General features: G+C 51.1%; 19 protein-coding genes. 15 read left to right on the top strand and 4 right to left on the bottom strand.

Annotation, left to right across the window (positions count from 1 at the left end; all coding sequences use genetic code 11):
• Nucleotides 1-394: 394 nt before the first annotated feature.
• Entirely contained in the window at nt 395-520 is a 126-nt protein-coding gene (locus tag VHE34_RS17925; protein ID WP_325590228.1) for a hypothetical protein, read from the top strand.
• On the opposite strand, the gene VHE34_RS17920 is transcribed toward VHE34_RS17925, so the two are convergent.
• Complete coding sequence (locus tag VHE34_RS17920) at nt 510-929, bottom strand: hypothetical protein (protein ID WP_325590227.1); 420 nt, start codon at nt 927-929, stop codon at nt 510-512. The genes VHE34_RS17925 and VHE34_RS17920 overlap by 11 nt on opposite strands.
• An 859-nt stretch (nt 930-1,788) precedes the next feature.
• Between VHE34_RS17920 and kdpF the strand changes: the two genes are divergently transcribed.
• From kdpF to VHE34_RS17890, 7 genes are all read left to right on the top strand, one after another.
• Nucleotides 1,789-1,866 (top strand): K(+)-transporting ATPase subunit F, encoded by a 78-nt coding sequence (gene kdpF, locus VHE34_RS31180; protein WP_414709905.1) that lies wholly within the window; start codon nt 1,789-1,791, stop codon nt 1,864-1,866.
• Nucleotides 1,867-1,886: 20 nt separating this feature from the next.
• The gene (kdpA, locus tag VHE34_RS17915) at nt 1,887-3,587 is read left to right on the top strand and encodes a potassium-transporting ATPase subunit KdpA (protein WP_325590226.1); all 1,701 of its coding nucleotides are present in this window, start codon (nt 1,887-1,889) and stop codon (nt 3,585-3,587) included.
• 20 nt (nt 3,588-3,607) lie between these two features.
• Nucleotides 3,608-5,686 carry a potassium-transporting ATPase subunit KdpB gene (gene kdpB / locus VHE34_RS17910; RefSeq protein WP_325590225.1) on the top strand — a complete coding sequence of 693 codons (2,079 nt, stop codon included), beginning with the start codon at nt 3,608-3,610 and terminating at the stop codon, nt 5,684-5,686.
• 13 nt (nt 5,687-5,699) lie between these two features.
• Nucleotides 5,700-6,266 (top strand): K(+)-transporting ATPase subunit C, encoded by a 567-nt coding sequence (locus VHE34_RS17905; RefSeq protein ID WP_325590224.1) that lies wholly within the window; start codon nt 5,700-5,702, stop codon nt 6,264-6,266.
• Between the two features lie 23 nt (nt 6,267-6,289).
• A complete protein-coding gene (locus VHE34_RS17900) occupies nt 6,290-7,828 on the top strand; it encodes an outer membrane beta-barrel protein (RefSeq protein WP_325590223.1) in 1,539 nt (512 codons plus the stop codon).
• 87 nt (nt 7,829-7,915) lie between these two features.
• On the top strand, nt 7,916-9,040 hold the full coding sequence (locus VHE34_RS17895; RefSeq protein ID WP_325590222.1) for a sensor protein KdpD: 1,125 nt from the start codon (nt 7,916-7,918) through the stop codon (nt 9,038-9,040).
• 1 nt (nt 9,041) lies between these two features.
• Nucleotides 9,042-10,736, top strand: a complete 1,695-nt coding sequence (locus VHE34_RS17890; RefSeq protein ID WP_325590221.1) for a sensor histidine kinase — start codon at nt 9,042-9,044, stop codon at nt 10,734-10,736.
• A 48-nt stretch (nt 10,737-10,784) separates the two neighbouring features.
• Here VHE34_RS17890 and VHE34_RS17885 read toward each other — a convergent pair whose 3' ends face one another.
• Nucleotides 10,785-11,072, bottom strand: coding sequence for a hypothetical protein (locus VHE34_RS17885; RefSeq protein ID WP_325590220.1), 288 nt, complete (start codon nt 11,070-11,072; stop codon nt 10,785-10,787).
• Between the two features lie 282 nt (nt 11,073-11,354).
• Between VHE34_RS17885 and VHE34_RS17880 the strand changes: the two genes are divergently transcribed.
• The gene (locus tag VHE34_RS17880) at nt 11,355-12,068 is read left to right on the top strand and encodes a class I SAM-dependent methyltransferase (RefSeq protein ID WP_325590219.1); all 714 of its coding nucleotides are present in this window, start codon (nt 11,355-11,357) and stop codon (nt 12,066-12,068) included.
• Nucleotides 12,069-12,088: 20 nt separating this feature from the next.
• Here VHE34_RS17880 and VHE34_RS17875 read toward each other — a convergent pair whose 3' ends face one another.
• Together VHE34_RS17875 and VHE34_RS17870 are read right to left on the bottom strand one after the other, a co-directional pair.
• Nucleotides 12,089-12,739: a phosphoribosyltransferase gene (locus VHE34_RS17875; RefSeq protein WP_325590218.1), complete on the bottom strand. Its 651-nt coding sequence runs from the start codon at nt 12,737-12,739 to the stop codon at nt 12,089-12,091.
• A gap of 25 nt (nt 12,740-12,764) precedes the next feature.
• On the bottom strand, nt 12,765-13,919 hold the full coding sequence (locus tag VHE34_RS17870) for a hypothetical protein (RefSeq protein WP_325590217.1): 1,155 nt from the start codon (nt 13,917-13,919) through the stop codon (nt 12,765-12,767).
• 171 nt (nt 13,920-14,090) lie between these two features.
• Between VHE34_RS17870 and acsA the strand changes: the two genes are divergently transcribed.
• Genes acsA through VHE34_RS17840 form a run of 6 tightly spaced genes read left to right on the top strand, consistent with a single transcriptional unit; the run spans nt 14,091 to nt 19,578 of the window.
• Nucleotides 14,091-15,836, top strand: coding sequence for an acetate--CoA ligase (gene acsA / locus VHE34_RS17865; protein ID WP_325590216.1), 1,746 nt, complete (start codon nt 14,091-14,093; stop codon nt 15,834-15,836).
• A gap of 9 nt (nt 15,837-15,845) precedes the next feature.
• Nucleotides 15,846-16,841 (top strand): pyruvate dehydrogenase (acetyl-transferring) E1 component subunit alpha, encoded by a 996-nt coding sequence (pdhA, locus tag VHE34_RS17860; RefSeq protein ID WP_325590215.1) that lies wholly within the window; start codon nt 15,846-15,848, stop codon nt 16,839-16,841.
• A gap of 14 nt (nt 16,842-16,855) precedes the next feature.
• Nucleotides 16,856-17,221 carry a VOC family protein gene (locus VHE34_RS17855; protein ID WP_325590214.1) on the top strand — a complete coding sequence of 122 codons (366 nt, stop codon included), beginning with the start codon at nt 16,856-16,858 and terminating at the stop codon, nt 17,219-17,221.
• A gap of 5 nt (nt 17,222-17,226) precedes the next feature.
• Nucleotides 17,227-18,222 carry an alpha-ketoacid dehydrogenase subunit beta gene (locus tag VHE34_RS17850; protein ID WP_325590213.1) on the top strand — a complete coding sequence of 332 codons (996 nt, stop codon included), beginning with the start codon at nt 17,227-17,229 and terminating at the stop codon, nt 18,220-18,222.
• Nucleotides 18,215-19,333, top strand: coding sequence for a dihydrolipoamide acetyltransferase family protein (locus tag VHE34_RS17845; protein ID WP_325590212.1), 1,119 nt, complete (start codon nt 18,215-18,217; stop codon nt 19,331-19,333). Before VHE34_RS17850 ends, VHE34_RS17845 begins: the two co-directional genes overlap by 8 nt.
• The gene (locus VHE34_RS17840) at nt 19,330-19,578 is read left to right on the top strand and encodes an acyl carrier protein (RefSeq protein WP_325590211.1); all 249 of its coding nucleotides are present in this window, start codon (nt 19,330-19,332) and stop codon (nt 19,576-19,578) included. Before VHE34_RS17845 ends, VHE34_RS17840 begins: the two co-directional genes overlap by 4 nt.

Here is a 19,578-nt window from a genome sequence, read left to right as displayed (position 1 = left end):
ATGCTGGTGTTGCCGTCTGCGAAAAGGCGGAGTTTGCGGATGGCCGAGCCGTCACCCTGCAGGGAGAGGTGGTGCCGGAGAATTCCGGATAATTGGAAGGATGCGGGGAGCTGCATGCGTTTCAAAGCTAGGCTAAATTTGTATTTTTACGACAATTTGATGCTTGCATGAAGTCAATCCCGATCCGGCGTATCGCCCCGACATCCAAACTACCAACCACCGCTGCCCGCATCAGCGTAAGGGATCTGAGCGTCGTGCTCAATGGGAAACAACTGAAGCACGAGCTTCACAAACATGATTTCAATCGGCAAGAATCGGTGATCGCTATGAGGATTTTTGCAGACTGCTGGAAGAAAACATCAAAGTCATTAAGAATGTATCGCAATATGCCGACATGTTGAGTCTGTCGGTGTACCAGTTGAATGCGATGACTAAATCTTCGGTTGGGAAAACGGCGGGCGACCTGATCAACGGGCAGATCGTCCTGGAAGCCAAACGATATTTGCTCGCTACTGTGTGATTGCCGATTTGGAGGGCGTGCCATCGCGTTCCGACCCCATTTGCGGCATCTCTATTACCCGGTGGGCCTCATTTGACTCCATTTTGTCCAGAGTGGCAATATATTCCTGAAGACTTAACGGACAATACCGCCACGGAAGTTGCTTCCCAAGCCAGTCCGGGTTCAGTTGAGCATTGCGAACATAGTTATCCGTTTCTGCCATTATGATCCTTTGGCTTAGCGGCATTTGCCGCCAACCGGCGCCATATAGGGTGACGCGATGGTCCGCACAGTTGCCGCAATACCTGCCTGTAACGCCGGCATCATTGCTTTGCTCGCAAGCGGCGAAGACATTTCCGGATATACGGTCAACAATTGTGTAACGGTCGGAGGTATGCCCTTCATTATCGAATACAATATACTTTGTCATAATCTTATCCTCCTTTTAGCGACCGCTGCACCCATCAATGAAAGAGGGACTTGAGCAGCCGCAGCTTCAGAATGAAAAGGTACACCAGGCTCAGGGCCATTAACCAAGCCATCGCAATGACGATCATCCTGGTGATTTTCGGGGACATCGGTAGCAATTTGGGTGTGAAAACGATAATGCCAATGTTATTCCGGTTTTTCAACAACTTCACATTAAATGCATTAGGGGGTAGATGCAGCTATTTTGCCTTTCCTAATTGAAAATCGGCGCTCCGTTTTGAAAGATTTTGGTGCGGCAGAGAAATTCTCAAGTCTCCATTTCCAGTGCCTCCCGCCCACAGCTAATTGGAGAAACCGGGCTGAAACTCAGCCTGTGGGGTGATTGGCGTCATGTCCTATAGATCCGGAAGAGGATAGCTTCATGGAGGGGTTGTTTGCCATGCCTTCCATTGTGGGAATTGTCTTTTCAAAATGGAAGAGTTAGGTTCAATCGGCAGACCGCAGAAAAGGGGTAGAATTTGATCTATTGATTGGATTATCAACGATTTAATCACTCTAGGGCCGTAACCGGAAAGATGAGGCACAGGACTTGGGAAATCGGGGCGGGTATAGTAGTGAATTGTTCAACCTGACCTCTATTGTAATGGCCCCAAAGAGAAATCAACTAATCGAAGCTGTCGTGGTGCTCCTGATCTGGCTGATGGGGTTTGCGATGATATTCCTGCTCTATCTGAAATTTAAAATCTTCTTTCAGAAATAAAAGATCCATTATGATGCTCACTATCATTCTTGTCGCTGCGGGCTGCATTTGTTTTGCCCTCTTTTTTAGATCCATTGACTTTTTTGAAAAAATCTAATCCATGACACTGTTATTTATCATCGCCATCCTGACGTTTGTCTATCTCTGCTATGTACTGGTAAAACCGGAAAAATTTTAAGAAACTCAAAATAACAATCTATGAACACGGAAATCATGGGCGCCCTTGCCATGTACATCCTGCTGGTGGCGCTGGCGATTCCGCTAGGCCGATATATCGGAAAAGTGTTTGAAGGAGAGAAAACCTGGCTGGACGCGGTACTGAACCCGCTTGACAAACTTTTCTACCGACTGGGCGGCATCCGGGTTGACCGGGAAATGAATTGGAAACAGCACCTCCTGGCCATGCTTACCATTAATCTGTTCTGGTTCCTGTTGTCGATGTTCATCCTCACGAATATGGGCTGGCTACCGCTGAACCCGGATGGTAACCCGTCCATGAGCGGTGACCTGGCCTTCAACACGGCAATAAGTTTTGTGTCGAATACTAACCTGCAACACTATTCGGGTGAAACCGGGATGTCTTACCTGGGCCAATTGGTGTTGATGCTCTGGCAATTCATCAGTGCGGCAACCGGAATGGCCGCCTGCGCCGTGGTCTTTAAGGCGATGAAGGAAAGGACAACGGAGAAGCTGGGAAATTTCTTTGTCCTGCTGATTCGGTCGTCCACCCGCGTGCTGCTGCCCTTATCGATCATCGTGGCCCTTATATTGGTATTCAACGGTACGCCGATGAACTTCGAAGGCAAGGCGCAATATATTTCTATGCAGGGCGACACGGTGAATGTGAGCCGGGGGCCGGCGGCAGCGATGATCGCGATCAAGCAGCTGGGGACGAATGGCGGCGGATTCTTCGGCGCCAATTCGGCGGTTCCGTTTGAGAATCCCAACTATTTCACCAATATGGTGGAATGTATCAGTATTGTCCTTATTCCGATCGCGATGATATTTGCCCTTGGCCATATATTGAAACGCAAGCGATTGGCCTGGGTGATATTCGCCGTCATGACGGTGGGCTTCCTCTTGTTCGCTATTCCTTCTATTTACCTCGAAATGAAGGGCAATCCCGCCATTGCCAAGATGGGGATCGCGCAGAAAATGGGCAGCATGGAAGGCAAGGAAGTACGTTTTGGCCCGGCGGCATCGGCTTATTGGGCTATCTCCACTACCGTAACGTCCAATGGTTCGGTCAACGCCATGCACGACAGCCTCACGCCGCTGACCGGCATGTTCACCATGCTGGGCATGATGGTCAACTGCTTTTACGGCGGGGTGGGAGTCGGCTTCCTAAACTTTTACATCTTTATTATTATCGCCGTATTCATCTCGGGGCTAATGGTGGGACGAACGCCCGAGTTCCTGGGGAAAAAGATCGAGGCGAAGGAAATGAAGATAGCGTCCATTATTGCCTTGCTTCATCCCTTGCTGATCCTGGCTGCCACGGCGGTATCCTCCCATCTCTATTCGGGCGATCCAAAGGGATACGCCGCCTGGCTCAACAATCCCGGCAATCACGGTTTTTCGGAAATGCTCTATGAGTTCACTTCCTCTTCGGCAAACAATGGCTCGGGCTTCGAAGGATTAGGCGATAACACCCCTTTCTGGAACATCGCCTGTGGACTGGTCATGCTGCTGTCCCGCTTCCTGCCCATCGTCGGTCCGGTGGCGATCGCGGGTATCCTGGCCAGGAAGAAATACATCCCCGAGAGTGCGGGTACCTTAAAAACAGATACCGGCACCTTCGGCATCATGGTGCTGGCGGTGATCTTGATCGTGGCGGCATTGTCCTTCTTTCCCGCGCTGTCGCTGGGTCCGATCGCAGAATATTTCGGCATGCGTTAAATGAAAAAAACTGAATTAGAATGTCAAAGCATAAAAGAAGCAATAAACTGTTTGAACCGGCGCTGGTAAAAGAGGCCCTGGGCCAGTCATTCCTGAAGTTGAATCCCAGGCTGCTATTCCGCAACCCGGTGATGTTCACGGTGGAGATCGGCACGGCGATCATGCTGGGGGTCTGTATATGGATCATGGCGGGTGAAAAGTCGCAGGGCGGGTTGGCCTATAACTTGCTGATCTTTATCATCCTACTGCTCACGTTGTTGTTTGCCAATTTCGCCGAGGCGATCGCCGAGGCAAGAGGCAAGGCCCAGGCGGATAGCCTGAGGAAGACCAGGGAAGACACGCCGGCGAAAAAGGTATTTCCCGTAGGGGAGGTCTTTGTAAATGAGGTAAAGGTGGTACCGTCCTCCCAACTCAGAAAAGGGGATGTCTTCATTTGTGAGGCCGGCGACATCATTCCCATGGACGGGGAGATCATCGAAGGTCTTGCGACGATTGACGAATCGGCCATCACGGGCGAGAGCGCCCCGGTGATAAGGGAAGCCGGAGGGGATAAGTCTTCGGTTACGGGCGGCACAAAGGTCTTGAGCGACAAGATCACCGTAAGGGTGACCACGGAGCCGGGGGAAAGTTTCCTGGACAAGATGATCGCCCTGGTGGAAGGAGCTTCGCGCCAGAAGACGCCCAACGAGATCGCCCTGACGATCCTTCTTGCCGGGTTTACGCTCATCTTTGTTATCGTTTGCGTGACGCTAAAACCTTTTGGCGACTATGCCAGCACACCGATCACTATCGCGGCATTCATTTCGTTATTTGTCTGCCTGATACCCACCACGATTGGGGGCCTTCTCAGCGCTATTGGAATTGCCGGGATGGACAGGGCGTTGCGCGCTAATGTGATCACCAAAAGCGGGAAAGCGGTGGAGACGGCAGGGGATATCGACACCTTGCTGCTGGATAAGACCGGCACGATCACCATCGGCAACCGCAAAGCCACGCATTTCTGGCCGGCCAATAATATTGATACGCCGGTGTTCATCGAAGCCTGCCTGTTGGCGTCACTGGCCGACGAGACGCCGGAAGGGAAATCCATCGTGGAACTGGCCGGCGCGGCGGGAATAAAGGCGCCGGCGCTGCAACCCGAAAAAGGAGTTAGGTTCATCGCCTTCACAGCCGAGACCCGTAGCAGCGGGATCGACGTACCGGCTACCTCTTCTTCCCCGGAAGCACTTCGCATCCGCAAAGGAGCATCCGACGCCATTCGCAACATTGTAGCCAGGGCGGGGAATCCCTTTCCAGGGGAAACCGAGCAGCGGGTAAAAGAGATCGCGGGAAATGGTGGTACTCCTCTTGTCGTCAGCCGCAATGAGAAGGTGCTGGGCGTGATCGAGCTTCAGGACATCATCAAGCCTGGTATACAGGAGCGCTTTCAACGCCTTCGCAAGATGGGTGTAAAAACGGTGATGGTCACCGGGGACAACCCACTCACGGCTAAATTCATCGCAGAAAAGGCGGGCGTAGATGACTACATCGCTGAAGCCAAACCGGAAGATAAGATGAATTATATCCGCAAGGAACAGCAAGGCGGCAAATTGGTAGCCATGATGGGTGACGGGACCAATGACGCCCCGGCCCTCGCCCAGGCGGATGTGGGCGTTGCCATGAACAGCGGCACGCAGGCCGCCAAGGAGGCCGGCAATATGGTGGACCTGGATAACGATCCCACCAAGCTGATCGAGATCGTGGAGATCGGCAAACAGTTGCTGATGACCCGGGGCACCCTGACCACCTTTTCCATTGCCAACGACGTCGCCAAATATTTTGCCATCGTGCCGGCGCTGTTTATCGTATCGATTCCCGCACTGCAGGGCCTGAACATTATGCACCTGCATAGTCCCGAGAGTGCTATCCTGTCGGCCGTGATCTTTAACGCCATTATCATTCCGCTGCTGATACCGCTTGCTTTGCGGGGCGTGACTTACCGGCCGCTGGGCGCCAGCGCCCTGCTGCGGCGGAATCTGCTGGTGTACGGTTTTGGCGGGGTCGTCGTGCCGTTCATCGGGATCAAACTAATCGACCTAATCGTTTCCATCTGGTTCTAAAAAACATATTTGTATGAAACAGTATATTCTGCCCTCGATTCGATTGACCTTGGTCTGCATAGGCTTTTTTTGCGGCATCTATACCTTGATCATCCTCGGCGCTGCCCAGGCTGCACCGGCTAAAGGGAAGGGGGAGCCGGTAATGCTGAATGGCAAGGTCGTTGGATACGCCCTGGAAGGCCAGGGCTTCACAAAGGACAACTATTTCTGGAGCCGCCCTTCGGCGGTAGGCTATAACGCGGCGGGTAGCGGCGGCAGCAACAAAGGGCCGTCGAACCCGGATTATCTGAAAGATGTGCAGTCGCGCATTGACACCTTCCTTGCCCACAACCCGGGAATAGCGAAAGAACAGATCCCCTCCGACCTGGTGACTGCGTCCGGCAGTGGGCTGGACCCGGATATTTCTCCGGACGCTGCCTTTGTGCAGGCAAAGCGAATTGCCGCAATCCGGAAGATCAGTGAGGCGGATATCCGGAAAATGATCGAACAAAACACGGAAAAGCCCCTACTGGGAATATTCGGCACGGAGAGGGTGAACGTGCTTCGCCTCAACATCGCCCTGGACACAATGTCCAAGTAATAATGTCTTATAAAAATCAGTATATGCTTAAGAGAGTTGTTTTTTGTATTGGTACTTCATTGGCCGTTTGTAGCAGTTCCGCTCAGGATTCCCCGTCCAGTGCTTTTGCGAAGGCGCCTGCCAATGGCACCAAGGGTTTATTCTCGCGTCTTTTTAAAAGGGATACGGCCGGTTTTCCGGCGAAGGAGCCGGCGAGCGCGCCATTTGCCTTCGGGGATTTCTCCTGGCTCAACGGCACCAGCCGAAAGACAAGTCCGCCGCTGATAGACAGCAAGTATTTCACCAGTGATATCACGTTGGACCTGAATTACACGCATTCCAATAACAATCCCATCGATAACACTGTCGTGGGAAGTACAGCGTTGTCCCGGAATAACGAGCTCCAGCTTTCCTTCCTGGGATTCGGCGGGGACATTCATGTCAACAATGTCCGCGGGCGGATCATGATGCAGTTCGGGACCCGGAGCACGGTGGTACCGCGGAATGACGGGAGTTCGTACAAGGGCCAGTACGATCTGCAGACGATCTACCGGTACATCAGTGAAGCCTACGCAGGTTATCACTGGGATACCTGGCATGGGATTAACCTGGATGCGGGCATTTTCATGTCCTACATTGGGCTCTTTTCCTACAACAACACGGAGAACTGGGGTTACCAACCTTCCTATACCTCAGACAACACACCTTGGTTTTTTAATGGATTGCGGTTGCAGACCTTTCCAACCGACAAATTGAAGGTAGAGCTGTGGCTGATCAACGGCTGGCAGAGCTATGGCCGGTTCAATAACGCGCCCGGGACGGGCTTTTCGATTTACTACCGGCCGAAGGAAACAGTGGATTATGTTGCGAATTTCTACTACGGAAAGGACGATCAGGGCGCACCTGGCCGGTACAGGCTGCACAGCGATAACAGCTACCAATTGCGATACCTCAACCGGAAGACGGGGTTTGTCACGAAAGCAGCCTTTTCGATCACCGGTGACTTCGGGATCGAGAACGGCGATGGGGTCAGTCCGTTCGGTAGCGGAACAAAAGGAACAGCCAATTACAAGCCGGCGCAGAATTTTATCAGTGGGATGATCTATAACCGGCTTTGGTTGGGCGAGAAGCAAAAATTCGCCTGGACGATCGGCGGAGGATATATGCACAATCCCGGCCAATATCTCGTTCTTGCACCGACAGGGTATGCCGACACCCTATACCAGGCGCAGACCGGGCCGGGATCGACCTTTGACGCCTGGGACTATTCGACCTCATTGGATTATATGCCGAAGGACAATATAACGGTGAAAGTCGAATTTGTACATCGCCAGGTGAATGCCATGAGCCCATCGGACGCGGCAGTTGCCGGCGGGGTAGCGGCGATGCCGGGATATTTTGCCGGGCATGGTGGAGTGACTTCGCCCTCGGGGTATACGAACACCGCCGGTCCCGGTGGCGCCTTTACGTATACATCGAATGGCGCGTCGATCGCGCCGCCGCTGAGTGCGTGGGGAGGATGGATGCCGGATCTTAAAAAATCCGAGTCTCGGATCATCCTGGCCCTGCTGGTACGGTTTTAAAGCAGGCTTGAAGATTGAATTGGAAGGGCTATCTTGGTGTAAAATTTCCCGGGATGGTCCTTCCCATTATTCATAATATAGTGCCATATGCCTGAACAGGAAAAACAAGCCGAACAGTTTTTGGATCTTATCCGGCGATCGCGGCGGGGTAAATTCAAGGTCTACATCGGCATGAGCGCCGGGGTGGGTAAGACTTACCGGATGTTGCAGGAAGCAAAGACGCTGTTGCGCAACGGAGCGGATGTGAAGATCGGCTATATTGAGACCCATAACCGAAAGGAAACACACGATCTGCTGGAAGGCCTCCCGGTGATCCCACGGCGGAAATGTTTTTATAAAGGGAAGGAACTGGAGGAGCTTGATCTGCAAGCAGTCTTAAACCTGCACCCCGAGATCGTCATTGTCGATGAGCTGGCGCATACCAATATCGAGGGAAGTCAAAATGAGAAGCGGTGGCAGGACGTAATGGCCATCCTGGATGCCGGTATCAATGTCATCAGCGCGGTGAATATTCAGCACATTGAGAGCCTGAATGAAGAAGTAAAGAGCATTACGGGAGTGGATGTAACCGAACGGGTCCCCGATAGCGTGCTCCAACAGGCAGATGAAGTGGTAAACATAGACCTAACGGCGGACGAACTGGTTGCCCGCCTAAAGGAGGGAAAGATATATACACCGGACAAAGTGGCGACGGCATTGAAAAATTTCTTTCAGTCGGAGAAGATTCTGCAATTGCGGGAGCTGGCGCTGAAGGAAGTGGCAAGTGCGGTGGAACGAAAAATAGAAGCGGAGCTGCCGAGAAACGTCCAGCTCCGGGCCGAACGGTTCATGGCATGTGTCAGCAGCAACCACGAAACGGCCCGTATGGTGATCCGGAAGACGGCTCGTCTGGCCTCCTATTATCATTCCAAATGGTGTGCCCTGTATGTACAAACGCCGAAGGAGGATGGGGACAAGATCGGACTGGCAGCCCAGCGACACCTGATCAACAATTTCAAGCTGGCCACGGAGTTGGGCGCTGAGGTGGTCAGGATCAAACACAATAATATCGCCAAAGGCATCATTGAGAAGGCGGAAGAAATGCGGATCACCACGGTATGCATCGGGAAACCGCATCTGAATCTCTTGAACGTCATACTAAGTACCGCTGTATTTAATCAAATGCTGAGCAAATTGTCGGCGGCGGATATCGATATTGTAATATTGTCCTGATATGAGGATGCGGCTAAAAACGAAATTGATATTGGGGCTTGGATTCCTGTTTGCGGAGATCGTCAGCTTTGGCATTCTCAGCATCTATTATATCAACGGTTTGAGCGCCGGCACGCAGAACGTCCTCAGTAATAACTATGAATCGCTTGCCTATGCCAACAACATGTTGCGGGCGCTGGAGAGCATTTCTGCGGGGAGGGATTCGATACGGCTCTTTGAAGATAACCTGAAAAAGCAGGAGGGGAATATTACGGAAGAAGGCGAAGGGAATGCGACGGTGCAACTTCGCCGGGGGTTCGAGCAGCTCAAGAATGAACCGGCAAATCCTGCGAGCTTTTCCGTGATCCGGCAAGCGCTGATCCGCATTCAGGACGTAAACGAGGCGGCTATCCGAAGAAAGAACACGGAGGTAGGACATGCAGGCGAGTCGGCGAAGCTGTGGATCAGCGCCATTTTTACAATATTGACCCTTATATCTTTCTCGTTCATCTTCAATTTGCCGCGGGTTCTCTCGGAACCGATGCGATCATTGGTCGAGGGAATTGAAGAGATAGCGAAGAAAAATTATCAAAAGCGGATCTATCTGAAGCAAAACGACGAGTTTGGCGAGCTCGCGGGTGCATTCAATACCATGGCTGAAAAGCTGGACAGTTATGAGCACAGTTCCATTGCTGAATTACAGTTCGAGAAAAGCCGCCTCGAGACGGTCATCAACCAGATGCGCGACGCTATCATCGGACTGGATGCGGGGCGGCGTATTATTTTTCTAAACACCATCGCTCAAAACCTGTTGGGCCTGAAAGAAAAGGAAGTTCTCGGCATGTATGCACCCGATATTGCACTGAAAAATGACTTAATGCGAACTGTCTTGCAGCCACTGGGGGACAATAAGGATTTGAACATTTATGCAGATAACAAGGAAAGCTATTTTAGCCGGGACATCTTCAGTGTTACCAACAACAATGAAGTGATCGGCCAGGTGGTAGTACTTCGGAATGTTACGTTGTCTCATGAACTGAACGAAGCCAGAACCAACTTCATTGCCACTTTATCCCATCAGTTGAAAACGCCGATCTCCATTATCAAAAAGAATGCCCAGTTGCTGATGGAGCCCGGGGATAAACGTACTGTCGAAAATGTGGGGGAAATTGCCGGGAAAATTAGCGACGAGGCAGATCGCCTGCAGAGGATCACGGCGGAACTGCTTAACGTGACGGAGGTGGAGACCGGCAATATCCAGCTGAAGAAAACGGCGGTATCGCCGAAAGATTTGACGAGCCAGGCTACCCAGGCCGTGCAGGCTCAGGCGCAACTGGCGGGGGTCTCCATGCGGGTACAGATCGAATCAGAGTTACCTGCTATTAATGTCGATGCGGAGAAGACGACCTGGGTCCTGATCAACATGCTTTCCAATGCCGTTCGGTATTCCCCTTCTCCCGGGACCGTAGAAGTGGATGTTAAGCGGGAGGATGGACAGGTGGTATTCAGTGTACAAGATCACGGGAAGGGGATCGAGGCGAAATACCTGCCCCATATTTTTGAACGGTACTTTAAAATGCCGGGTGGGCTGCAGGGCGTTGGCATGGGACTGGCCCTGGCAATTTCCCGGGAATTTATCGAGGCGCAGGGCGGAAGTATCGGGGTGACCAGTTCGCCAGGAGAAGGCAGCCGCTTCAGCATTTCATTCAAGGCATAAGGTAGAGATGACTACAGCGATATAAGAGCGAAGGAAACGGTAGTTGAGTTAGCCAATCGGGCAGCCGTATATTTTTATGATGAACAGCGTGAGGATGGCAAGAACGGCGATGATGAGCACGATGGTGTGTTTTGAGAAGAAAGAAAAGACGGTCATGGCGAAAAGGGCGATGGAGGCGATCAATGCACCTGCGAGGTAAGGTTTTAGGATTTCATAGTTCAACGGTAAGGAAGAATAATGGTGCAGGCGGAATGGTTCCGAAAGTGTGCGGATAAGGGCGAGGAAGACGATACCCGTGCTGATTCGGGCTAAGGTGACGTTGCTTTTGGCGCGCATGGACTTCACGGTTGAATTAGAGTGGTTTTTTTGTCGACAGGGATTATTCGACGGTCACGATCGATCTAACTGCGAATATACTGCATTAGTACTGCAGCGCAGTCTTTTTTGATCTCATTGACAAAGGTAATGGCCTGCTGCTGCGCCTTGCGTTCGCTGTGCCCGACTTCCTCCAGCGCCTTAATTAATTACGCTCAGGTGACTGATGCCGCGCATTCGTCCTCCGGACAGTGTCATTCTTCCTGGGGATAGCCCGGAGGCCTGGCCCATATTCGAATGGTGATGACCATCAATGCCGGTGATGACACGCATCATCCGGAGATCGGGCGGGGGCGCTTAAATTTGGAAAACTCAAGTGTTATGATAGCGGCATCCCCTTTTAACGATCATGTTGAGGAATACGATGCGTGGTTTGAAAAATACCCGTACGTCTTCCGGTCCGAAGTGGCGGCTATAAAACGGCTTTTACCTGATGGAAAGAAGCGGAAGGGCATCGAGATAGGCGTGGGAACAGGTCGATTCGCCAAAGCGCTGGGAATAACGGATGGTATAGAGCCGGCTCCCCGGATGAGGGAAGCGGCTGAGAAAAGAGGTGTTTTCGTGCTGAACGCAAAGGCTGAAAAACTACCCTATCACTCCGGGCAGTTCGAATTTGTACTGATGAATTTCTGCATCAGCTATTTCGATGACGTGCAAGAAGCATTGAGCGAGGCCTATAGGGTTTTGAAACCTGATGGCGTGCTGATCGTCGGGTTCGTCGAAAGAAGAAGCCCGATCGCCAGGCTTTATGAGCGCCGTGCCTTGAGAAGCGTATTTTACAGGGGAGCCCGGTTTTATTCGGCGACGGCTGTTTCCAAGTGGCTCGGGAAAGCAGGTTTCCGGCAACAGGAAATGATCCAGACGCTCTTTCATCTTCCAGGACGGGTAAAAACGGTCGAAGCCGCAACCCCTGGCAGGGGGGAAGGATCTTATATTCTTATAAAGGCGACCAAGTAGGCCATTGGGAATTCTTTGATTCATTGATTCTGCGCGATATTCTTTTCTTTTTCCCATTTTTCCATAAAGGCGACGGCCTGCTCATCCGTCAGGTTATAGAATGAAGCATAAGCCTGCGATACCGCAAAAAAAGAAGGAGGCTTTTCCAGGATGAATGCCTCATCGGCTTCTTTCAGGATCTCTTTTTCTTTCCCTGCGGAGCAGACAGGCGCCGCCACAACTATCTTCTCGGCGCCCTGTCTCCTGCACATTTTAATGGCTGCAAAAACTGTAGCACCGGTGGCTATGCCGTCATCGACCAGGATCACCGTTTTGCCATTTATATCGGGCAAAGGTTTGCCCTTGCGCAGGACCTTAATCCTTCTCTGAATTTCTTTTGTTTGATGGTTGGTTTCTTCATCGATCATCTCCCGGGAAACCTCCGAATCCGCATTCTTGTTAAGGTAGATCGATCCATCTTCCGCGAGGGCTCCGAATGCAAATTCCGGTTCGCCGGGATGACCCAGTTTACGGGATATTAAAAGTGAAAGTTCTGCTTCCAGGTATTTGGCTACATAATAAGCGGTTTCGGCCCCTCCCCGGGGAATGCCTAATACGATCACCTTTTTGTTTTTGTATTTTTCCAGCGCTTTGGCCAGCTCTTTCGCCGCTTCTTTTCGATCGGAGAACATGATAGTATTTTTAAATTGATTGGAATCAATATCTTGTGATCAGGGCCATTCCTTGATGATCTTTCAACGAATTGTTTTCCAACAGAATCACCTTGCCACTCTTTTCCAACACTATTTCCATAAGGTCGTCCACCGCGTCGGCGAGGACCTGGTGAGCTTTTTTGGGCGGATGCAGCCATAAGTCGTATTCATTCTCTTTTGGTAAAAAGCCGGGCAGGGAAAGGTCTTTTTCTACGAGGAGCGTTAGTCCTTTCCCTTCTTTGGCCGCCTTCCAGATCTCGTGGATTCCCGAGATGCCACGGCGCTCCCCGATCTTTTCATCGAACTCCCCGATCAGTTGCTGTTTGACCTTGTCCAGGTGTGGCCTGAGCACTTCCCAGACAAGGTCTCCCAGTGCAGTAGTCGTGACATAGGAGTAATTGCCCTCCACTTCACCAATGATATTTTTTGTTTGGCGTGTCGCCATTCTAAAATAAGACAGATCTTTTTTCGCTCCGGCAATGATCAAGGGAACACTATTTTTATTGGTTAGATAGTGCTTCAGACCGTCTTCAACCAGCCCGCAGAAATGTTGATAGCGTATTTCTTCCAGTTGGGATTTATCTTTTTCATATTCTTTCACAAAAGAATTGCCAACAAAGGATGAGCCGCGGGTAGGCCGGGTATAGATATAGTCATCTACATATTTCCTGGGGAAGTTATCGTCTTTTATCTCAAGGAGATGATTTAACCTGCCCTCAAAAAGCCGCGCTTCTTTCTCGGTTAACAGTAAAGTGTAATAGGGATGGGAGTAATATGCCTGGTATAACAGGTCCCTGACCTCGAACGAACGGCCAATAATCACCTTTTCCTTTACCGGAAAAAAGAATTGCACCAGTTCTTTTATATTCGCGGAAACAAACAATCCTATCCCCATCGCATTATGGTTGAAATCGATCCGCTGGTATAATTCATCGACCGATTGTTGCAGCGGCTTTATTTCTTCCTCCCTGAAATTAAGCGACAAATACTTTTTGGCCGCCCGGACTGCCTTGTCGAGCACTAAATGATCAACCCTTCTTTCCGGCGAAAGTTTATGAGTGGGAACGATAATGGAAATGCATATATTCCCTTTTTCCCTTTGCATTGACGCCGCCAATTCTTCTGCCGGCAAATTCCGGCTGTCAGTGGAAAATTTCATTTTTTCTATAGAAAATGTCTAACGAAGGTACCATGCGAATAAACTGGTGATCATTGATTCCGATCACCCGGCGGGATGATTGGCATTCCTTTGATCAATATCAGAGAATGCAATGATGGAGATCATACCCGACGCCTTGAACCAGGAATATATTGGATTAACCCAATAAAAATGCCGGAAGAATTGATTGTTTTGCCTCGGGACTTCTCCCATAATCTTACGGATTATGAATCCAGCCGCCATACGTTCGACTGGCAGTTGGAAAGGGGCCGGCTTGACGGGTTACCCGGAAATAGGGGCTTGAATATCAGCCATGAGGCGGTTGACCGGCATGCAAAAACCGAATTGGCGGACACCATCGCCATCCGTTGGGTCCGTAAAGACAGAAGCGTAAAAGACTTTACTTACACCGATATGCATCACCTCACTTCCCGCTTTGCCAATGCACTGGTGGGACTGGGGATCCAAAAGGGAGATAGGGTTTTTACGCTCACAGGCCGCATTCCCGAACTATATATTGCCGCGCTGGGCACGCTTAAGACCGCAGCCGTATTTTCTCCCTTGTTTTCCGTATTTGGTCCTGAGCCAATATACCAACGGCTGAGCCGTGGAAATGGGAAGATACTGGTAACAACCCGTGAATTATATGAAAAGCGGATAAAGGCCCTGATGGATAGGCTCCCGTTGCTCCGGTTCATCCTGCTAACCGATGAGGAAGAGGATATGGATGAGAAGGTCTTTTCGCTTCCCAGGTTAATGGAGGAAGCGTATGATGATTTCTTTATTCCTGCTACTGATCCCGAAGATCCGGCCCTCCTGCACTTTACCAGTGGTACTACGGGAATGCCCAAAGGCGCTTTGCATGTGCATAATGCCGTACTAATGCATTACGTCACCGGGAAATATGTGCTGGACTTCCATAAAGGAGATATCTTTTGGTGTACCGCCGACCCGGGATGGGTGACAGGAACTTCCTATGGGATCATTGCGCCATTGGTGTGTGGCATCACCAGTGTCGTTGACGAAGAAGAATTCGACGCCGCCCGTTGGTATTCGATATTGGAAGAGCAAAAAGTGAATATTTGGTATACTGCCCCGACGGCGATCCGCAGGTTGATGCGTATGAACCTGGCCTCCCTGGAAAAGTATGACCTGAAGTTACTCAGGCTGATCTGCAGTGTAGGCGAGCCTTTGCACGCTGACGCGGTGCGATGGGCGCAAAAGACCTTTGGCATGCCCATATTGGATAATTGGTGGCAGACGGAAACAGGCGGCATCATGATCGCCAATTATCCTACTCTGAAGATAAAGCCAGGGTCGATGGGGCGGCCATTGCCGGGAACTGAAGCTGCTATCGCCGACGTGGCGGAAACATCCATTCAAATTATCGACGAACCCGGCAAACAAGGGCAGCTGGTTTTAAAAAAAGGCTGGCCGTCCATGTTCCGGGGCTACCTGCACGATGAAGAACGGTATAACAGATGTTTTCGCGGAGAATGGTATATCACGGGAGATCTGGCCAAAATAGATGCAGACGGATATTTCTGGTTTGTCGGGCGCGCGGACGATATCATTAAGACATCGGGACATATGGTTGGGCCTTTTGAAGTGGAAAGCGTTTTAGTGGAACATCCGGAGGTCGCTGAAGCGGCGGTGATTGGAAAGCCCGATCCGGTAATCGGAGAAATCGTAAAGGCCTTTATTGTATTGAAGGCCGGTGTTTCCGGGGACGAAAATACCAAATTGGACATAATCGGGTTTGCGCGGAAAATGCTGGGACCTGCAGTAGCGCCGAAAGAGATCGCCTTCGTGATTGAACTGCCCAAAACAAAAAGCGGCAAGATATTGAGGAGGTTATTGAAAGCCAGGGAGTTGGGACTTCCGGAAGGCGATGTTTCCACGCTTGAACAATCCTGATCGCCAAATATGGAAAATATAACTGACATAGCAGCTTCAACAACGATTGACCGCAGACAGGGTCTGGAGCTTCTATACCGGATGATGCTGATCCGGCGATTTGAGGAAAAATCCGCCGAATTGTATACGAAGTCGAAGATCCGGGGGTTCCTGCATTTATATGTAGGGGAGGAGGCAGTGGCGGTGGGGGTCATGCCGGCGTTGACAGCAGAAGATAATGTGCTTGCGACTTATCGGGAACACGGTCATGCCCTGATGCGCGGTATGGACGCGGGTGTAATTATGGCAGAGATGTATGGCAAAATGGAGGGATGTTGCCGGGGCCGGGGGGGCTCCATGCATTTATTCGATGTTGGAAAGCGGTTTTTTGGGGGAAATGCCATAGTTGCCGGTCACCTGCCGATGTCTGTCGGCATGGCGCTGGCCTCCAAAAAACTGAAAAAGAGCAATATTACCTGTTGTTTTTTTGGAGAAGGGGCCGCGGCTGAAGGTGAGTTCCATGAGAGCATGAATCTGGCGGCCTTATGGAACGTTCCGTTATTGATGGTATGCGAAAATAATCTGTATGCCATGGGAACCGCTATCCGCTACTCGCATGCTGTACAGGAACTGGAAACGAAAGGAGCGGCTTATGGCATCGAATCTGCAGCCGTCAATGGAATGGATGTGCTGGAGGTAGGGCAGGCTGCACGTGCGGCCGTTGAAAAAGTACGAACAACGGGCAAACCTTTCTTCCTGGTATGCAATACCTACCGATTTCGCGCACACTCCATGTTCGATGCCGAATTATACCGGGAGAAGAGTGAAGTGGAAGAATGGAAAAAGCGGGACCCGATCCCGGCCTTGCGGGCAAAATTGATGGGGCAACAGCTGATAACCAATGATGATATTGGCAGTCTGGAACAAAAAATTGAAAACGAGATACAGCAAGCGGTCGATTTTGCTGAAAAAGGAACGTTGGAGCCTTTTGATCAACTAACCCGGTTCGTTTACAGCGGACCTTAAAAAAAATAGTAAATATGGCAACGATAATTCATTTTGACATTCCCGCCGATGATCCCGAACGGGCAAAAGGCTTTTATGAAGCATTGTTCGGATGGAAGATCGGACCGATTGCGGGTTTTCCGGGCTATTATGAGATCGGGACTTCGGATTTGAACGGGGAAAAAGGCATTGGCGGGGGCATAACAAAAGGTGAACAGCCCCGGCAAACCGGCATCACCAATTTTGTTGGGGTAGCTTCTATTAATGAATCCATGGAGAAAGTGAGCAAACTAGGAGGAAAGATCATCCGGGGCAGAGAGGCTGTTCCCGGCTACGGGAGCATGGCCCTGTGTGCAGATACGGAAAACAATGTATTTGGCCTGTTCCAGGAAGATAAATAAAAGAAATGGATAACTCCAAAACAGATAGGATCACCTACCGGGAAGCGTTAAAACAGGCTATGAGAGAAGCATTGCTCCGGGATGACCGTGTCTTCCTGCTGGGTGAGGATGTCGGCCGGTATGGCGGTTCTTTCGCCGTCACCAAAGGGTTGCTGCAGGAATTCGGACCTGAACGTATCATGGATGTTCCGCTTTCAGAGTCGGGTTTTGTCGGTGCAGGGATCGGCGCCGCCCTCAGTGGATTGCGGCCTGTCGTGGAGGTGATGACCGTCAATTTCAGCCTGCTGGCCATGGACCAGATCGTCAACAATGCGGCTACCTTGTTGTATATGTCCGGTGGGCAGTTGAATGTTCCGGTAGTGATCCGCATGAGCACGGGGCTGGGCCGCCAATTGGCCGCCCAGCATTCCCATAGCTGGGAACCACTGTACGCGCATATTCCCGGGCTGATAGTATTGTCAGCGGGAACACATACGGATGCAAGAGGCATGCTGCTGACCGCCCTGCAAAGTCCGGACCCCGTGATCATTTTTGAGTACACTGCGATGATGAACCTCGAAGGGATCAGTCCCGGCCACCCGGCGACCGTCAATATTACAAAAGCCGGGATAGTAAAGGAAGGGAAAGACATTTCCATTATTACGTATGGAGCCGGCGTATACAAATCGCTCGACGCGGCCAATGAATTATCCGGTTCGGGCATCGACGCCGAGGTCATCGACCTACGTGTCCTGCGGCCGATGGATCTTGAAACTATTTTCAATTCCGTTAAAAAGACCCATCGTGCACTATTAGTTGAAGATGCCTGGGGTTCGGTAAATATCGGCGCCGAAGTAAGCGCCCGGATCATGGAAAATGTCTTTTATGATCTGGATGCGCCGGTGCAACGATTATGCGGGGCAGAGGTCCCGATGCCTTATCCGAAACACCTGGAAGATGCATCGGTACCCCAAAAAGGAGATATCGTCGTCAAGCTAAAAAAAATGCTGCAACATGGGTGAGTTTTGCATGCCCAGCCTGGGCGCGGATATGGAAGCAGGTACGCTTCGGGAATGGCTGGTAAAACCAGGCGACCCCGTAAAGCGGGGCGATATTGTCGCCATAGTAGAAACTCAAAAGGGGCTCATCGATATAGAAGTGTTCGAAGAGGGGACCATCGACAAATTAACAGTCAGGGAAGACGAAAAGGTGCCGGTGGGAACGGTGATGGCATTGATCGTTTCCCCGATTGGAACGACTGCGGCCACAGAGGATATCGCGGTCAGACCTGCCATTGCAACTGAAGTTCCGCGCATCAGGGCGTCGCCGCTGGCAAGGAAAATGGCGGCAAAAGAAGGTATCGGGCTCGCCGGCATCAAAGGCAGCGGGGAAGGGGGGACTATCACCAGGGAAGACATAGAGAAGGTGATTTCACAGAAGGCGCCAGGAGTAGCGGAGGAAAAGCCGGTGGGAACAGAAGGCGTCCGCATGGCCGTAGCGGCCGCCATGAGCAAGTCTAACCGGGAGATCCCCCATTTTTACCTTGCGAAGAAGGTGGATATGAGCAAGGCCATGGCTTGGCTCATGGAAGCCAACAAACAAAGGAATGTCAAACAACGCTTATTGCCGGCGGTATTAATGGTGAAAGCGGTGGCGAAAGCGCTGGTCGAAGTACCTGAGCTGAATGGATATTGGGACAATGGCCTGCAGCTGAAGTCGGATATAAATATAGGCTTTGCCATTTCATTGCGGACGGGTGGGGTGATGATCCCTGCCATTCATAATGCCGATAAAAAGACATTGGATGAATTAATGGCATTGCTGAATGACATCATACCCAGGGCCCGGGCCATGAAACTGAGAAGTTCAGAATTGAGCGATTCCACCATGACCGTAACCAGCCTGGGTGAAAGCAATGCGGACCTGGTATATGGGGTGATCTACCCGCCGCAGGTGGCCCTTGTGGGCTTCGGCAGCATTTTAGAACAACCTTGGGCTGAGAATGGCATGCTGGGCGTGCGGCCTGTCATAACTATTACATTGGCTGCCGATCACCGGGCCACCGATGGTATAACAGGCAGCCGCCTGCTCATGGCGATCGATGATCATCTTCAAAAACCTGAAATGTTATGACAGAAGCGGAAATAAGGGAGATCGTTATTAATTCGCTGAAGCAGATCGCTCCGGACATGGCTCCGGAAAAACTACATCCCGATGACAATATCCGTGAGAAGCTTGAGATCGATTCATTCGATGCGTTGCGCCTGTTGGTCGAGCTGGATGAAAAATTCGGTATGGAAACTCCGGAGGAGGATTACGGGAAGATCCGGACTATGAGGGGTCTGGTTAATTATATACTACAGGCGCCGCGCAAATAG

This window comes from Puia sp., assembly GCF_035546395.1.
Taxonomy (GTDB): domain Bacteria; phylum Bacteroidota; class Bacteroidia; order Chitinophagales; family Chitinophagaceae; genus Puia.
This window is presented reverse-complemented; position numbering and strand designations above follow the sequence as displayed.

Coding starts and splice junctions, on each gene's coding strand:
- VHE34_RS17925 (WP_325590228.1), top strand. CDS start 395: ATGTTGAGTCTGTCGGTGTACCAGTTGAATGCGATGACTAAATCTTCG.
- VHE34_RS17920 (WP_325590227.1), bottom strand. CDS start 929: ATGACAAAGTATATTGTATTCGATAATGAAGGGCATACCTCCGACCGT.
- kdpF (WP_414709905.1), top strand. CDS start 1,789: ATGACACTGTTATTTATCATCGCCATCCTGACGTTTGTCTATCTCTGC.
- kdpA (WP_325590226.1), top strand. CDS start 1,887: ATGAACACGGAAATCATGGGCGCCCTTGCCATGTACATCCTGCTGGTG.
- kdpB (WP_325590225.1), top strand. CDS start 3,608: ATGTCAAAGCATAAAAGAAGCAATAAACTGTTTGAACCGGCGCTGGTA.
- VHE34_RS17905 (WP_325590224.1), top strand. CDS start 5,700: ATGAAACAGTATATTCTGCCCTCGATTCGATTGACCTTGGTCTGCATA.
- VHE34_RS17900 (WP_325590223.1), top strand. CDS start 6,290: ATGCTTAAGAGAGTTGTTTTTTGTATTGGTACTTCATTGGCCGTTTGT.
- VHE34_RS17895 (WP_325590222.1), top strand. CDS start 7,916: ATGCCTGAACAGGAAAAACAAGCCGAACAGTTTTTGGATCTTATCCGG.
- VHE34_RS17890 (WP_325590221.1), top strand. CDS start 9,042: ATGAGGATGCGGCTAAAAACGAAATTGATATTGGGGCTTGGATTCCTG.
- VHE34_RS17885 (WP_325590220.1), bottom strand. CDS start 11,072: ATGCGCGCCAAAAGCAACGTCACCTTAGCCCGAATCAGCACGGGTATC.
- VHE34_RS17880 (WP_325590219.1), top strand. CDS start 11,355: ATGACCATCAATGCCGGTGATGACACGCATCATCCGGAGATCGGGCGG.
- VHE34_RS17875 (WP_325590218.1), bottom strand. CDS start 12,739: ATGTTCTCCGATCGAAAAGAAGCGGCGAAAGAGCTGGCCAAAGCGCTG.
- VHE34_RS17870 (WP_325590217.1), bottom strand. CDS start 13,919: ATGAAATTTTCCACTGACAGCCGGAATTTGCCGGCAGAAGAATTGGCG.
- acsA (WP_325590216.1), top strand. CDS start 14,091: ATGCCGGAAGAATTGATTGTTTTGCCTCGGGACTTCTCCCATAATCTT.
- pdhA (WP_325590215.1), top strand. CDS start 15,846: ATGGAAAATATAACTGACATAGCAGCTTCAACAACGATTGACCGCAGA.
- VHE34_RS17855 (WP_325590214.1), top strand. CDS start 16,856: ATGGCAACGATAATTCATTTTGACATTCCCGCCGATGATCCCGAACGG.
- VHE34_RS17850 (WP_325590213.1), top strand. CDS start 17,227: ATGGATAACTCCAAAACAGATAGGATCACCTACCGGGAAGCGTTAAAA.
- VHE34_RS17845 (WP_325590212.1), top strand. CDS start 18,215: ATGGGTGAGTTTTGCATGCCCAGCCTGGGCGCGGATATGGAAGCAGGT.
- VHE34_RS17840 (WP_325590211.1), top strand. CDS start 19,330: ATGACAGAAGCGGAAATAAGGGAGATCGTTATTAATTCGCTGAAGCAG.